The 14592-nt window shown below is 59.3% G+C and carries 13 protein-coding genes; 2 read left to right on the top strand and 11 right to left on the bottom strand.

Going from position 1 to position 14592, the window contains the following annotated elements:
• Window positions 1-26: 26 nt before the first annotated feature.
• The 3 genes from iolG to ENTCL_RS06250 form a co-directional block, all read right to left on the bottom strand.
• Window positions 27-1013: an inositol 2-dehydrogenase gene (gene iolG, locus ENTCL_RS06260; protein ID WP_013365272.1), complete on the bottom strand. Its 987-nt coding sequence runs from the start codon at window positions 1011-1013 to the stop codon at window positions 27-29.
• Window positions 1014-1314: 301 nt separating this feature from the next.
• A complete protein-coding gene (iolD, locus tag ENTCL_RS06255) occupies window positions 1315-3240 on the bottom strand; it encodes a 3D-(3,5/4)-trihydroxycyclohexane-1,2-dione acylhydrolase (decyclizing) (RefSeq protein ID WP_013365271.1) in 1926 nt (641 codons plus the stop codon).
• Between the two features lie 11 nt (window positions 3241-3251).
• Window positions 3252-4757, bottom strand: a complete 1506-nt coding sequence (locus ENTCL_RS06250; protein ID WP_013365270.1) for a CoA-acylating methylmalonate-semialdehyde dehydrogenase — start codon at window positions 4755-4757, stop codon at window positions 3252-3254.
• A gap of 276 nt (window positions 4758-5033) precedes the next feature.
• Between ENTCL_RS06250 and ENTCL_RS06245 the strand changes: the two genes are divergently transcribed.
• Window positions 5034-5876: a MurR/RpiR family transcriptional regulator gene (locus ENTCL_RS06245; RefSeq protein ID WP_013365269.1), complete on the top strand. Its 843-nt coding sequence runs from the start codon at window positions 5034-5036 to the stop codon at window positions 5874-5876.
• Here the strand turns inward: ENTCL_RS06245 and ENTCL_RS24030 are convergent.
• The 5 genes from ENTCL_RS24030 to guaB form a co-directional block, all read right to left on the bottom strand.
• Entirely contained in the window at window positions 5864-5995 is a 132-nt protein-coding gene (locus tag ENTCL_RS24030) for a hypothetical protein (protein WP_275248957.1), read from the bottom strand. The genes ENTCL_RS06245 and ENTCL_RS24030 overlap by 13 nt on opposite strands.
• Before the next feature lie 184 nt (window positions 5996-6179).
• Window positions 6180-6512, bottom strand: coding sequence for a type II toxin-antitoxin system RelE/ParE family toxin (locus tag ENTCL_RS06240; protein WP_013365268.1), 333 nt, complete (start codon window positions 6510-6512; stop codon window positions 6180-6182).
• Between the two features lie 30 nt (window positions 6513-6542).
• Window positions 6543-6776, bottom strand: a complete 234-nt coding sequence (locus ENTCL_RS06235) for a type II toxin-antitoxin system Phd/YefM family antitoxin (protein WP_013365267.1) — start codon at window positions 6774-6776, stop codon at window positions 6543-6545.
• Between the two features lie 146 nt (window positions 6777-6922).
• Window positions 6923-8500 (bottom strand): glutamine-hydrolyzing GMP synthase, encoded by a 1578-nt coding sequence (guaA, locus tag ENTCL_RS06230; protein WP_013365266.1) that lies wholly within the window; start codon window positions 8498-8500, stop codon window positions 6923-6925.
• A gap of 68 nt (window positions 8501-8568) precedes the next feature.
• Window positions 8569-10035, bottom strand: coding sequence for an IMP dehydrogenase (gene guaB, locus ENTCL_RS06225; protein ID WP_013365265.1), 1467 nt, complete (start codon window positions 10033-10035; stop codon window positions 8569-8571).
• A 161-nt stretch (window positions 10036-10196) separates the two neighbouring features.
• Here guaB and xseA point away from each other — a divergent pair, with 161 nt between their 5' ends.
• Window positions 10197-11570, top strand: a complete 1374-nt coding sequence (xseA, locus tag ENTCL_RS06220; protein ID WP_013365264.1) for an exodeoxyribonuclease VII large subunit — start codon at window positions 10197-10199, stop codon at window positions 11568-11570.
• On the opposite strand, the gene ENTCL_RS06215 is transcribed toward xseA, so the two are convergent.
• The 3 genes from ENTCL_RS06215 to ENTCL_RS06205 form a co-directional block, all read right to left on the bottom strand.
• On the bottom strand, window positions 11567-11782 hold the full coding sequence (locus ENTCL_RS06215; protein WP_013365263.1) for a zinc ribbon domain-containing protein: 216 nt from the start codon (window positions 11780-11782) through the stop codon (window positions 11567-11569). The genes xseA and ENTCL_RS06215 overlap by 4 nt on opposite strands.
• Window positions 11783-11833: 51 nt before the next feature.
• A complete protein-coding gene (locus ENTCL_RS06210; RefSeq protein ID WP_013365262.1) occupies window positions 11834-12868 on the bottom strand; it encodes a Gfo/Idh/MocA family oxidoreductase in 1035 nt (344 codons plus the stop codon).
• Window positions 12869-12931: 63 nt separating this feature from the next.
• Entirely contained in the window at window positions 12932-14485 is a 1554-nt protein-coding gene (locus tag ENTCL_RS06205; protein ID WP_013365261.1) for a peptide MFS transporter, read from the bottom strand.
• Between the last annotated feature and the right edge of the window lie 107 nt (window positions 14486-14592).

The following is a 14592-nucleotide window of genomic DNA, read 5'->3' as shown; positions in this document are numbered from 1 at the left end:
CTGTGTAGGGGAAGTTATTAGTCTTATTAGAGGGAGACTTCTCGCTGGCTATGCAGCGACTCCAGCGCTTTATCCGCCAGATACAGCGCCCGTTCACCATCGTCGCCGCTGCATTCAGGAACCGCTTCGCCGCGCAGGACAGCGACAAAGTGCTCCCATTCCGCGGCGTAGGCGGATTGGTAACGTTGCAGGAAGAAGTGTTCCGGCAACGCGCTGGTGCAGCCGTTTTGACCGTAGTGCTGCACCTGGTTTTCCAGAATATTACCCGCGCACAGCAGCCCTTCCGAGCCGTGCAGCTCAAGGCGCTGGTCGTAGCCGTAGGCGGAGCGGCGGCTGTTGACGATGGTCGCCATCGCGCCGGAGGCGTACTTGAGGACGATAAACGCGGTATCGATATCGCCCGCGGCGCCAATAGCCGGGTCGACCAGGTTGCTGCCCTGGGCGTACACCGATACCGGCTCTTCGCCCATGATAAAGCGCGCCATATCGAAATCGTGGATGGTCATGTCGCGGAACATACCGCCGGACACGCGCACGTAGTCCGCCGGCGGCGGCGACGGGTCGCGGGAGATGATCACCAGCGATTCCGGCGTGCCGATCCGCCCGGCCAGAGCGTCGGTTTTTACGCGACGGAACTGCGGATCGAAACGGCGGTTAAAGCCGATAAACAGCGGCACGTCGTACTCATTGACCACCTTCAGGCAGTCGCGCACGCGCGCCAGATCCAGATGGACCGGTTTTTCACAGAAGATGGCCTTGCCGTGACGGGCGGCCAGCTCAATCAGATCGGCATGGGTGTCGGTCGCCGAGGCGATCAGCACCGCGTGAACGTTAGGGTCGGCCATCGCCTCGTCGATACTCTGCAGGCGGGCCTGATACTGCGTGGCGAGACGCGCGGCGAATTCGTGGTTGGGATCGACGACGGACCACAGCGTCGTCGCTTTGTGGGTGGCGATGTTAGCTGCATGTACCTGGCCGATACGGCCAGCGCCCAGTAAAGCAATGTTAAACATAACGGCTCCCGGTGTTGGTGAATGCGGTGAACTAACGACCCCACAAATAAAACATTTATTTCATTTTTATAAATAGTGAAAATTATGTTTTTTGAGTGTGAGTTAACAGTTTTGAGATGAATGAGATAAATTTTGTTATCAATCTCACAACACGGAAGGAAGTACATCTTTCCCTCACCCCGGCCCTCTCCCCACGGGAGAGGGAGTAAAAACCGCACCGGGCCGTCCCCTCTCCCTGAGGGAGAGGGTTAGGGTGAGGGGAAAGAAAAATGAAATAAAAATTTCGTTAAGGCGGGAAAACTTAATACTGACGCGCGTTTTTCACCTGCGCCTGGGTCTGCTCCGCGGCGTCGCGTACCGCAGGCGATGCCGCCACCTGCGCGTCGCCGGTTCGCCACCAGGCGGCATAGTCGTGGGTCATGGTTTTCGGCAGCACCTTGATATCCAGCAGCGCTGGCCCCGGATGGGCCCGGGATTCCGCCAGCGCCGCCAGCAGGCTTTGCTCGTCGTGCACCCGCCACGCGCGGCAGCCGTAGCTTTCGGCATTCTGCGCGAAATCCACCTTCACCAGCGGCCCGTCAAGCTGCCCGGTTTGCGGGTTGCGGTGACGGTTTTCGGTGCCGAAGCTGCCCATCCCGTGCCCCATTTGCAGATTGTTGATGCAGCCGAATCCGGCGTTATCAAACAGCAGAACGGTGATTTTAATGCCCTCCTGCACCGCCGTTTGCAGCTCGGAGTGCAGCATCATGTACGAGCCGTCGCCCACCATGGCATAGACCGGCTGCTGCGGCATAGCGAGCTTCGCGCCAACGGCGGCGGCAATCTCGTAGCCCATGCAGGAGTAGCCGTACTCCAGATGATAGCTATCGGGCGTTTTGACCTGCCACAGCCGCTGTAAATCCCCCGGCAGCGAGCCCGCCGCGCCGACCACAATGGCGTTATCTTCAATATGCTGGTTGATAAGCCCCAGCACCCGCGTCTGGGTCAGCCGGGTGCTGAGCGTCTCGCCATATTCGCGCAGCTGCGCATCAAGATGCCCGGCGATTTCCGGCGCCTCGCCGGGGGTCCACGCCCGCGCCCACAGGCGGCGGCACTCGTCCTGCCAGGCGGCTTTCGCCTGTGCGGTTTCATCGCCCCAGCCGCTGCGATAGCCCTTCAGCGCCTGCGTCAATAGCGAAAGCCCGGTGCGGGCGTCGGCCACCAGCGCCGTGGCGTCGAGCTTTAAGGCGTCGAACTCCGCCGCGTTGAGCAGCAGGAAGTCGACGTCAGGATGGGAGAACAGCGCTTTCGACCCGGTGGTGAAATCGGTCAGCCGCGTGCCGACGCCGATCACCAGATCCGCCTGCGGCGCCAGCCGGTTCGCCGCCAGCCCGCCGGTGACGCCGATACCGCCGAGGTTCAGCGGATGATCGCTGGCCAGCGCGCCTTTTCCGGCCTGGGTTTCGGCGAACGGCAGCTGCAGCGTCTCGACGAATTCGCGAAACGCATCATTCGCGCCCGAGTAGCGAACCCCGCCGCCGCACACCACCAGCGGACGGCGTTTGCGGGCAATCAGCGCCTGCGCCATCGCCAGACGCTGCGCGTCCGGCGGGCGGCGTTCGATATAGTGCACCCGGCGGGCGAAGAAGCTTTGCGGGTAATCCCAGGCTTCGCCCTGCACGTCCTGCGGCAGGCAAATCGTCACCGCGCCGGTGACCGCCGGATCGGTGAGCGTGCGCATGGCGTTGAGCATCGCGCTCATCAGCTGCTCCGGGCGGTTGATGCGATCCCAGTAGCGGGAGACCGGACGGAAGCAGTCGTTGGTGCTGATGCTGAGGTCGTGATACTGCTCGATTTGCTGCAGCACCGGGTCCGGCTGACGGCTGGCGTAAATATCTCCCGGCAGCAGCAGCAGCGGAATGCGGTTCGCCGTGGCGGTCGCCGCCGCCGTCACCATGTTGGCCGCGCCCGGGCCGACCGACGAGGTGACGGCAAAAATGCGCAGACGGCGGTGCTGCTTCGCAAACCCGGTCGCCATATGCGCCATCCCCTGCTCGTTGCAGCCCTGCATGACCTTCAGATGGCCTGCATCCTGCTCCAGCGCCTGCCCGATACCGAGCACGTTGCCGTGGCCGAAAATCGTCGCCACGCCCTCCACGAAGGGCGTCTCCTGCCCGTCGACGCAGACATACTGTTGATTAAGGAATTTGACCAGCGCCTGCGCCATGGTCATACGTTCGGTGTTCATAATCCCTCCTGTCAGCCCAGTGTCGGCATGGAGAACGCGGCGCCGGTATCCTGCTGCATTTCAGGCCAGCGGGCGGTCACGGTCTTCATCCGGGTATAGAAGCGGACGCCGTCGCTGCCGTGAACGTTGAGCGGCCCGAAAACAGAGCGCTTCCAGCCGCCAAAGCTGTGAAACGCCATGGGCACCGGAATCGGTACGTTAACGCCGACCATCCCCGCCTGAACCTCTTCGCAGAAGCGACGCGCGCAGCCGCCGTCGCGGGTGAAAATCGCCGTGCCATTACCATATTCATGACGGTTAATCAGTTCCACCGCGCTGGCGTAATCTGCAACGCGCACCACAGAAAGCACCGGGCCAAAAATCTCCTCTTTGTAGATAGTCATGTCGGCGGTGACGTTATCGAACAGCGTCGGGCCGACGAAATAGCCCTGCTCATGCCCTTTGACATGAAAACGGCGGCCATCCGTGCGCAGCGTCGCCCCCTGCGCCTCGCCGCTGTCGATATAGCCCAGCACCTTAGCGCGATGGGCGGCGGAGATAAGCGGACCCATCTCATTCTCCGGCGTCTGGTCGAGCCCCGGCCCGACCCGCAGCGCGGCAATCTGCGTCTCCAGCCGCGCGCACAGGTCATCGGCCGTCTTATCCCCCACCGCCAGCACCACCGAGAGCGCCATACAGCGTTCGCCCGCCGCGCCGTACGCGGCGCCCATGATGGCATTGGTCGCCATCTCCATATCGGCATCCGGCATCAGGATGCAGTGGTTTTTCGCCCCGCCCAGCGCCTGACAGCGCTTACCGTGCGCGGATGCGGTCTGATAAATGTATTCGGCAATCGGCGTCGAGCCGACAAAGCTCACCGCCTGCACGCGCGGGTCGGTCAGCAGGACGTCAACAGACTCCTTATCCCCCTGCACGACGTTGAACACGCCGTCCGGCAGCCCGGCCTCTTTCAGCAGTTTCGCCAGCGCCAGCGCCAGCGAAGGGTCTTTCTCTGACGGCTTCAGCACAAAAGTGTTGCCGGTCGCCAGCGCAATCGGGAACATCCACATCGGCACCATCGCCGGGAAGTTAAACGGCGTGATCCCCGCGCATACGCCCAGCGGCTGCATCAGCGAGTGGCTGTCGACGCCGGTTCCCACGTTAGCGGAGTGCTCCCCCTTTTGCAGATGCGGGATCCCGCAGGCAAACTCCACCACCTCAAGACCACGGGTCAGCTCGCCTACCGCATCGGAGTACACTTTGCCATGTTCTTCGCTGATGAGCCGGGCCAGCGCGCCCATGTGCTGCTCAAGCAGCACCTTAAAGCGGAACATCACCCGCGCGCGTTTGAGCGGCGACTGGCGGGCCCAGGCGGGGAACGCCCGCGCGGCGGCGGCAACGGCCTGCTCCGTTTCCTGCGCCGTGCTCATCACCACCTGGCGAATTTGTTCGCCGGTGGCCGGGTTGAAGATTGCCTGCACGCGCTGGCCTGAACCGGTGACACATTCGCCGTGAATAAAATTTGCTACCGTCTCCATCCTGAACCTCTCGCTGTTGATATGTGACTGTGACCTGAACACCATACATGAAATAAACATTTCATTTTAAGTTGAAATAAAACAAAAATTAATTATTGTGATCAAGCATGGGTTTTTATGTTAATGACCAGCATCACCGTCATCGCCTGCGCGATCCAGAGAATTCAGACCATCCCTGGCTGAAGCTGTTGTTTCATTTTTACGCGGTCTGAATGACCGACATTTTAAAAACGCGGTGTAGCGTTTAGAATCAGAGAACTATGCAATGGGGGTAAAATGACGACAGCATCCAGCCTGAATGAGCTACAGCAACAAATCCGCAGCCGCTACGACAGCCTGAGCAAAAGGCTGCAGCAGGTATCCCGCTACGTGCTGGACAATACCAACAGCGTGGCGTTCGATACGGTTGCCGTCATCGCCGAGCGCGCCGGGGTGCCACCGTCGACGCTTATCCGCTTTGCCAACGCGTTTGACTTCACCGGCTTCAACGAAATGAAACAGCTATTTCGTATGAACCTGGTGGAAGAAACCGCCAGCTACAGCGACCGCGCGCGGATGTTCCGCGAGATGGAGAGCGAGGCCGTGCCGGAAACGCCGCTGGATATCCTGCAGGAGTTTGCCCGCTCCAACGCCCAGGCGCTACAGCAGCTGGCCGCCCGCGCCGAACCGGAGATGCTGGAGCGCGCCGTGCAGCTGCTGGCGGAAGCCGACACCATTTACATCGCCGGTCTGCGCCGCTCGTTTAGCGTCGCCGCCTATTTAACCTACGCGCTGAGCCACCTCGACTGCCGCCCCGTCCTGCTCGACGGCATGGGCGGGATGCTGCGCGAGCAGATCAACCGCATCAAAGCGCGCGATATTGTGGTATCGATTAGCTTCTCCCCCTACGCGGAGGAGACGGTGATGGTCAGCGAAACCGCCGCCAGCGCGGGCGCGCGGCAGATAGTCATTACCGACAGCCAGATAAGCCCGCTCGCCACCTTTAGCGATCTCTGCTTTGTGGTGAAAGAGGCGCAGGTGGACGCGTTTCGCTCCCAGTCCGCCACGCTGTGCCTGGTGCAGTCGCTGGTGGTGGCGCTGGCGTATCAGCTGGGGAGTGCGAAAAGTCAGGCGTCCTGAACCACAGCGTCGATAAAACGCTCCCGCACCACATCCTGAACTAACGGGTTCCAGGCAATCCCCACCTGCCATTGCGCGCTGTGGCCTTCCACAGCAACCAGCGTTACCCCTGCGGGCACGATATGGCTGGCGCCGGAGGGAAGCAGCGCGCGCTTCTAGACCGAAACGCCGGTATTTAAGTAATTCTGTAAAGACAGAGGAAGTCTGACTGCAATCGCCCGGTGGCGCTAACGCTTACCGGGCCTACGATGTTTTGGCTTTGTGTCGGTCATGCAAACGTTGTGTAGCCCAGCAGAAATATTTTCAGACCATGATTAGACGTTTAAACAGCAGTTGCTGGATGTCCTGTCGATGTGACAAAACAGCATGTGCTGTCACTAACGTTCCGTCTACTGAATATAAAACCCGGTAGCCTTCAGCGTGGTTAAACTCCCGATACCTGGCACAGCCAATTTTCAGCAGCTCAGGACAAATCTGGCATCCCAGCGGAAACTGGCCAACAGTACGCTCAAACTCTGTGAGTATATCTGCGATAACCGGACGCGGCTCAACATCAACACGCCGGAGGAAACCCGCGATTGTATCGATGCAGAGCTTTACCGTAAGCGTGTACTCAAAGGTCACCTGCTTTTCCATGGAAGTCCCTTAACGTTGAGCACGCTGCGTTTAATCCGCAATTCCATCCAGCAACTGGTTTTTTGAGAAGACGTGCCCTTCAGCCTTATCTTTCTCTGACAGGGTAAGCAGCTTCAGCAAAGCAATAGCGTTTTCCCGTTCCTGCTGCTGCTCCCAGGACTCTATAACATAAGCAGGCACACCATTTTGCGTGACCAGGATGGGTTCTGACAGATCCAGCGTCGCCGCGTTTTTTTTAACGTAGCTGATTGTCTCTATTTTCATGATTCGTCCACCTGAAGGTCATATCCTGGTTTTAATATAGACCATATTTAAACCACAAGCCAGATGCGAAAACAAAAAAGCCCGCTATTACACGGGCTTAGAGGTGTTTTACTGCTTATACGTGCAGGCTGTTGCCAGACGCGAAATCATTCCCACTCAATCGTCGCCGGCGGCTTACCGCTGATGTCATACACCACGCGGGAAATGCCGTTCACTTCGTTGATGATGCGGTTAGACACGCGGCCTAAGAAGTCGTACGGCAGGTGCGCCCAGTGCGCGGTCATAAAGTCGATGGTTTCGACCGCACGCAGGGAAACAACCCAGTCGTATTTACGGCCATCGCCCATCACGCCTACAGAGCGAACCGGCAGGAACACGGTGAACGCCTGGCTTACTTTGTTGTACAGGTCAGCTTTGTGCAGCTCTTCGATGAAGATAGCGTCCGCACGACGCAGCAGGTCGCAGTACTCTTTCTTCACTTCGCCCAGCACGCGCACGCCCAGACCTGGCCCCGGGAACGGGTGACGGTACAGCATGTCGTACGGCAGACCCAGCTCCAGACCAATCTTACGCACTTCGTCTTTGAACAGCTCGCGCAGCGGTTCGACCAGCCCCATCTTCATCTCTTTCGGCAGGCCGCCCACGTTGTGGTGAGATTTGATGACGTGCGCTTTACCGGTGGCGGAGGCCGCGGATTCAATAACGTCAGGGTAGATAGTGCCCTGCGCCAGCCATTTCACGTCTTCCAGCTTCAGCGCTTCTTCGTCGAACACTTCAACGAACACGCGGCCAATGATTTTACGTTTGGCTTCTGGATCGTTTTCACCCGCCAGCGCGTCGAGGAAGCGCTTCTCGCCTTCCACGTGAACGATGTTCAGACCGAAGTGGTCGCCGAACATGTCCATCACCTGCTGGGCTTCGTTCAGGCGCAGCAGACCGTTGTCGACGAAGACGCAGGTCAGGTTTTTACCGATAGCGCGGTGCAGCAGCATCGCGGTCACGGAGGAGTCAACGCCGCCGGACAGGCCGAGGATCACCTTATCATCGCCAACCTGCTGGCGGATGCGCTCAACGGCGTCGTCGATGATTTTAGCCGGAGTCCACAGGGCTTCACACTGGCAGATGTCGCGCACGAAGCGCTCCAGCATGCGCATACCCTGACGGGTGTGGGTCACTTCCGGGTGGAACTGCACGCCGTAGAAGCGTTTTTCTTCATTCGCCATAATGGCGTACGGGCAGGTTTCGGTGCTGGCAACGGTTACGAAGCCCGCCGGGATGGCGGTCACCTTATCGCCGTGGCTCATCCACACGTCCAGCAGCGGTTTGCCGTCTGCGGTCAGCGCGTCTTCGATACCGCGAATCAGGGCGCTGTCGGTTTTCACTTCAACCTGCGCGTAGCCGAACTCACGCTCGTTAGAGCCTTCTACGTGGCCGCCCAGCTGCATCGCCATGGTCTGCATGCCGTAGCAGACGCCGAATACCGGCACGCCAGCGTCAAACACGTACTGCGGCGCGCGCGGGCTGTTGTCTTCGGTGGTGCTTTCCGGGCCGCCGGAAAGAATGATGCCGCTTGGGTTGAATTCGCGAATCTGTGCTTCCGTAACATCCCAGGCCCACAGCTCGCAGTACACGCCAAGCTCACGCACGCGACGCGCTACCAGCTGGGTATACTGAGAGCCGAAATCCAGGATGAGGATACGATGTTTATGAATATTTTCCGTCATTGACGCTAATTCCGAGGCAAGTGAAACAGATTAAATAAATCGCCCGACGCGAGGTCGGGCGAAGAAAATCAGGATCCCAGACGGTAGTTCGGGGACTCTTTGGTGATGGTCACGTCGTGAACGTGGCTTTCCTGAATGCCCGCACCGCTGATGCGTACAAACTCCGCCTGTGTACGCAGCAGGTCAATGGTACCACAGCCGGTCAGCCCCATACAGGAGCGCAGGCCGCCCATCTGCTGATGGATAATCTCTTTCAGGCGGCCTTTATAGGCGACGCGGCCTTCGATACCTTCCGGCACCAGCTTGTCGGCGGCGTTATCGGTCTGGAAGTAACGGTCGGAGGAGCCTTTGGACATCGCGCCCAGAGAACCCATACCGCGGTAAGATTTGTAAGAACGGCCCTGGTAGAGTTCGATTTCGCCCGGGGATTCTTCAGTACCGGCCAGCATGGAGCCAACCATCACGGCAGCGGCGCCTGCGGCGATTGCTTTAGCGATGTCGCCGGAGAAGCGGATACCGCCGTCGGCGATTACCGGAATACCGGTACCTTCCAGCGCTTCAACCGCGTCGGAAACGGCGGTGATCTGCGGAACGCCCACGCCGGTCACGATGCGGGTGGTACAGATGGAGCCAGGGCCGATGCCGACTTTCACCGCGCTACAGCCCGCTTCAGCCAGCGCGCGAGCGCCGGCGCCGGTCGCCACGTTGCCGCCGATGATCTGCAGGTCAGGGTATTTCGCACGGGTTTCGCGAATGCGCTGCAGCACGCCTTCGGAGTGGCCGTGAGAGGAGTCGATCAGCAGCACGTCAACGCCTGCCGCCACCAGCGCGTCAACGCGCTCTTCGTTGCCCGCACCGGCGCCAACCGCCGCACCGACGCGCAGACGGCCATGCTCGTCCTTACAGGCGTTCGGTTTACGTTCTGCTTTCTGGAAGTCTTTTACGGTGATCATGCCGCGCAGATGGAAGCTGCCGTCAACGACCAGCGCTTTCTCAACGCGTTTTTCGTGCATTTTCGCGAAGACCACTTCGCGGGCTTCACCTTCGCGAACGGTGACCAGACGCTCTTTCGGGGTCATGTAGACGCTGACCGGCTGGTTCAGGTCGGTCACGAAGCGCACGTCGCGGCCGGTAATGATACCGACCAGCTCGTTGCCTTCGGTCACTACCGGGTAACCGGCAAAACCGTTGCGCTCGGTCAGCTCTTTCACTTCGCGCAGGGTGGTGGTCGGCAGCACGGTCTGCGGGTCAGTCACCACGCCGGACTCATGCTTTTTCACGCGCTTCACTTCTGCAGCCTGGCGCTCGATAGACATGTTTTTGTGGATAAAGCCAATGCCGCCTTCCTGTGCCAGGGCAATAGCCAGGCGCGCTTCGGTCACGGTGTCCATTGCCGCAGAGAGCATAGGAATGTTCAGGCGAATGGTTTTCGTCAACTGCGTGCTGAGATCGGCAGTATTCGGCAGAACGGTGGAGTGAGCGGGAACGAGGAGGACGTCGTCAAACGTCAGTGCTTCTTTAGCGATACGTAACATGGGCAATATCTCTGACCTGGGGGTAGTTAAATATTGCCGTGGCATTATACAGAGCGTAATCGGTTGCATCCACACTTTTTTGCAAATAATGCTTGCGCTTGTTCCTCAGCGGGTTATATTCGACTGAATAACCTGCTGATTTAGAATTTGATCTCGCTCACATGTTACCCTCTCAATCCCCCTCAATCTTTACCGTCAGCCGCCTTAATCAAACGGTTCGTTTGCTGCTTGAGCAGGAAATGGGACAGGTCTGGATCAGCGGAGAGATCTCTAACTTCACGCAGCCGTCATCCGGCCACTGGTACTTTACGCTTAAAGACGATAATGCCCAGGTCCGCTGCGCGATGTTTCGCAACAGCAACCGCCGGGTGACGTTTCGTCCGCAGCACGGCCAGCAGGTGCTGGTTCGCGCCAATATCACCCTGTATGAGCCGCGCGGCGACTACCAGATTATCGTCGAAAGCATGCAGCCTGCGGGCGAAGGCCTGCTGCAGCAGAAATATGAGCAGCTAAAAGCACAACTCTCGCAAGAGGGGTTGTTCGACCAGCAGTGCAAACAACCGCTGCCCTCGCCGGCCCGCTGCGTCGGGGTGATTACCTCCAAAACTGGCGCGGCGCTGCACGATATTTTGCACGTACTGAAGCGCCGCGACCCTTCCCTGCCGATTATTATCTACCCAACCGCCGTGCAGGGTGACGATGCGCCGGGGCAGATTGTGCGCGCCATTGAGCTGGCGAACGCGCGCCAGGAGTGCGACGTGCTTATCGTCGGGCGCGGCGGCGGATCGCTTGAAGACCTGTGGAGCTTTAACGACGAGCGCGTGGCGCGGGCGATATTCGCAAGCCTCATCCCCGTGGTGAGCGCCGTCGGCCACGAAACGGACGTAACCATTGCCGATTTCGTGGCGGATTTACGCGCGCCGACGCCATCGGCCGCAGCAGAAGTGGTGAGCCGCAATCAGCTGGAGCTGTTGCGCCAGCTGCAGAACGGACAGCAGCGGCTGGAGATGGCGATGGATTATTTCCTCGCCAACCGCACCCGCCGCTTTACCCAGCTTCACCATCGCCTGCAGCAGCAGCATCCGCAGCTGCGTCTGGCGCGCCAGCAAACGGTGCTGGAACGCCTGCGCCAGCGGATGTCCTTCGCGCTCGATAACCAGCTCAGGCGTGCCGGCCAGCGCCAGCAGCGCATCACCCAGCGCCTTAATCAGCAAAACCCGCAGCCGCGCATTCATCGCGCGCAGACACGCATTCAGCAGCTGGAATACCGTCTGGTGGAAAACGCGCGCGCCCGTCTGAGCGCCACCCGCGAGCGGTTTGGCAACGCCGTCACCCATCTGGAGGCGGTCAGCCCGCTGTCCACGCTGGCGCGCGGCTATAGCGTGACCACCGCGATGGACGGTAATGTGCTGAAACAAACCAAACAGGTGAAAGCCGGCGATCTGCTCACCACCCGCCTGTCCGACGGCTGGGTGGAAAGCGAAGTGAAAGGTGTGACGACGGCGAAAAAAACGCGCCGGAAAAAACCGGTTTAAACCGGTACGAACTCGACACGTTTTTTAGAGATTAAACCATGGCCGTGCTGGCAGAAATAATCCACCGCGCCGCACGCTTTTAACACCTGGAGCGGCTTGTGGCACTCCGGGCAGCGGGCTTCCAGCGGAATATCTTTATTGCAGCGATCGCAGTGCGCCACACCGTTTTGCGGTTCCAGCTCCGCATGGCAATCCGGGCAGGTTATCGACATGGTGACTCCTTTACAGAAAATTCATACTGTACTGATGTTAACACGATGCGCTCAATGAGGGCCACGCAGCTGTTGCTGTAGGCGCAGCAGGCATTCAATCTCTTCAAGCCGGCGCAGCGTCGTGCGCGCTACCTCCTGCGGATCGCGTTCAAACAGGCTTTTCGCGCCCAAAATGTGTTCCGCCAGGCAGTGCTCGTAAATCGTTCCTGGAATGCTCCAGCGTTCAGTATCGTCGCCATTCATCAGCGCCAGCACGTCTTCTGCGCCGCGCCGATCGTGGCTGATGATGCGCCCATCGCGCAGATAGAGCCGTAACCCTTTCTGGCCGCCTGACGGGCCTGCATATTTGTTGAGCCAGATATCCACCGGCACGCCGCTGATATGCCCCTGAAGATGCGCTTCCCCCTCCGCGGTGGTCAGATCGCCTGTGGCGATATCGCGCCCCAGCCGGTCTTTGGCGCTCATCAGCCGCAGGGCCATATCATCACTCCCGCCAAGATAGCGTAGCGTTTCGCGCAGCATCGCCAGCACGTGGGTGCCAATATCCACAATCACGCCATCAGGATGACGGAACGTACGCGTATCCGGCTCGCCGGTGGCGAAATTGAGCGCTATCGGTTCCCCGGCCGCGTTAAACCCGCTCGGCTCCTGAAGGAATCCTTCGATTCTGACGATGTCGGAAACGTTGCCGATCGGCACATGCTGTACCGCCCCGAGACGCGCCATCCAGTGATCGAGCGCCAGCACGCGAGAGGCGACGCCGGGCATCGCCAGCCAGGTTTTCAGTTTTGCAATTTGGGCAAGCGTGGCGACTATCGGTTTTTCGACCACAATACGCGGGACAGGCGCGCGCAGAACCTGTTCAAGCACCTCCAGATGATGCAGGGATCCGGTGGTAATAAACAGGGTATCAAGGGGCTCAGAGAGAAGTTCAGCAAGCGTCGCGCAGCGCGTTACGCCTGCAGGCCGCCTGGCGGGCTGGAGATCAAAACCGAAACAGCGTAGCGAATCGCCAAACAGATGACGTAATGCGGGCAGGTATGCCGTTTCAACGACGGCGCCAAGCCCGATAAACCCTAACTGCATATTCCCTCCTCGTGTCGTAAAACGCCGGGACATCACGCATGCCCCGGCCGAGTCGGGTTGCTATCAGGCGCTTGTTACCGGCTTTTGCTCAGTTTTGGTTTGCGCATTTTCCAGCATACGGCGAACCGGAACAATGAGGACAATCAGTACCGCCGCACAAATCAGCAGCGCGACGGAGCAACGCGCGAAGAGATCCGGCAGCATATTGAGCTGATCGGCTTTCACATGGCCGCCGATCAGACCCGCCGCCAGGTTACCCAGCGCGCTGGCGCAGAACCACAGGCCCATCATCTGACCGCGCATTCTTTCCGGCGCCAGCAGCGTCATGGTCGCCAGGCCAATCGGGCTCAGGCACAGCTCGCCAAGCGTCAGCATCAGGATACTGCCCACCAGCCATAGCGGCGATACGCCCGCTCCGCCATTGTGCAGCACGTTCTGCGCGGCCAGCATCATCAGGCCAAAGCCCGCTGCAGCGCACAAAATGCCGATGACGAACTTAGTAATGCTGCCCGGACGAATATTCATGCTCGCCAGCTTCGGCCATGCCCAGCTGAAGACCGGCGCCAGCAGGATGATAAACAGCGCGTTGACCGACTGGAACCACACCGCGGGGATTTCAAAATCACCGATCATGCGGTTCGTATAGTCGTTGGCGAACAGGTTAAACGACGTCGGTTTTTGCTCAAATGCCGACCAGAAGAAGGCGGCGGATACCAGCAGAATAAAGCAGACCAGCAGCCTGGCGCGCTCTTTTCGCGTCAGGCCCGCAAACGCGAACAGCCAGATAAAATAGAGGGCGACGGACGCCGCAATGACGTAAACCAGCACGCTGGCCACCGCCACCGGGTTAATCACAATCACGCCCTGGGCTATCAGCGTAATAATAACCGCGACCCCAACCGCCAGCGCCAGCAGCCAGCCGCCAACGCCGTTTTTCTTCGCAATCGGGCTGTTCCAGGTGGAGTCGAGGCCGACTTCGCGGTCATAGCGCTTCATCGCCGGTACGGCAAACAGGCGGAAGATGACCAGCGCCACCAGCATCCCGATACCGCCGATACCAAAGCCCCAGTGCCAGCCGTGCGTTTTAATCAGCCAGCCGGAGATAAGCGGCGCGATAAACGACCCCATGTTGATGCCCATATAAAACAGCGAAAAACCGCCATCGCGACGCGCATCGCCTTTTTTATACAGCGTCCCCACCATGACCGAGATACAGGTCTTGAACAGACCAGAGCCGAGCACAATAAACATCAGGCCGATAAAGAACAGGTTGTTCCCCATCACCGCAGAAAGCGCAATCGACAGGTGGCCGAGCGCTATCAGAATCGAGCCGTACCAGACCGCTTTCTGCTGACCGAGCCAGTTATCCGCCAGCCAGCCGCCCGGCAGCGCGGCAAGATACATCGCGCCGGCAAAAATACCGACGATCGCCGACGCGTTTTCGCGCGCCAGCCCCATGCCGCCGTCGTACACGGTGGCCGCCATAAACAGGATCAGCAGCGGGCGAATGCCGTAAAACGAGAATCGCTCCCACATTTCGGTGAAAAACAGCGAGCCAAGGGGATAAGGATGACCGAAGAAAGTTCGGCTTTCTTTTTGATTTACAGAGGATTGCATAATTCTCCCGAAAAAGTATGTCGTCGTGCCTGTGAGCACCGCGATGTACGCCGGTCAGTGATGTACCTGACCGATTTTTTACATACGGCGAAATGTTATTTAACTAT

It is taken from the genome of [Enterobacter] lignolyticus SCF1 (genome assembly GCF_000164865.1).
GTDB lineage: Bacteria > Pseudomonadota > Gammaproteobacteria > Enterobacterales > Enterobacteriaceae > Enterobacter_B > Enterobacter_B lignolyticus.
The sequence above is the reverse complement of the archived record's forward strand: the minus strand, read 5'-3'. Positions and strand labels throughout refer to the sequence as shown.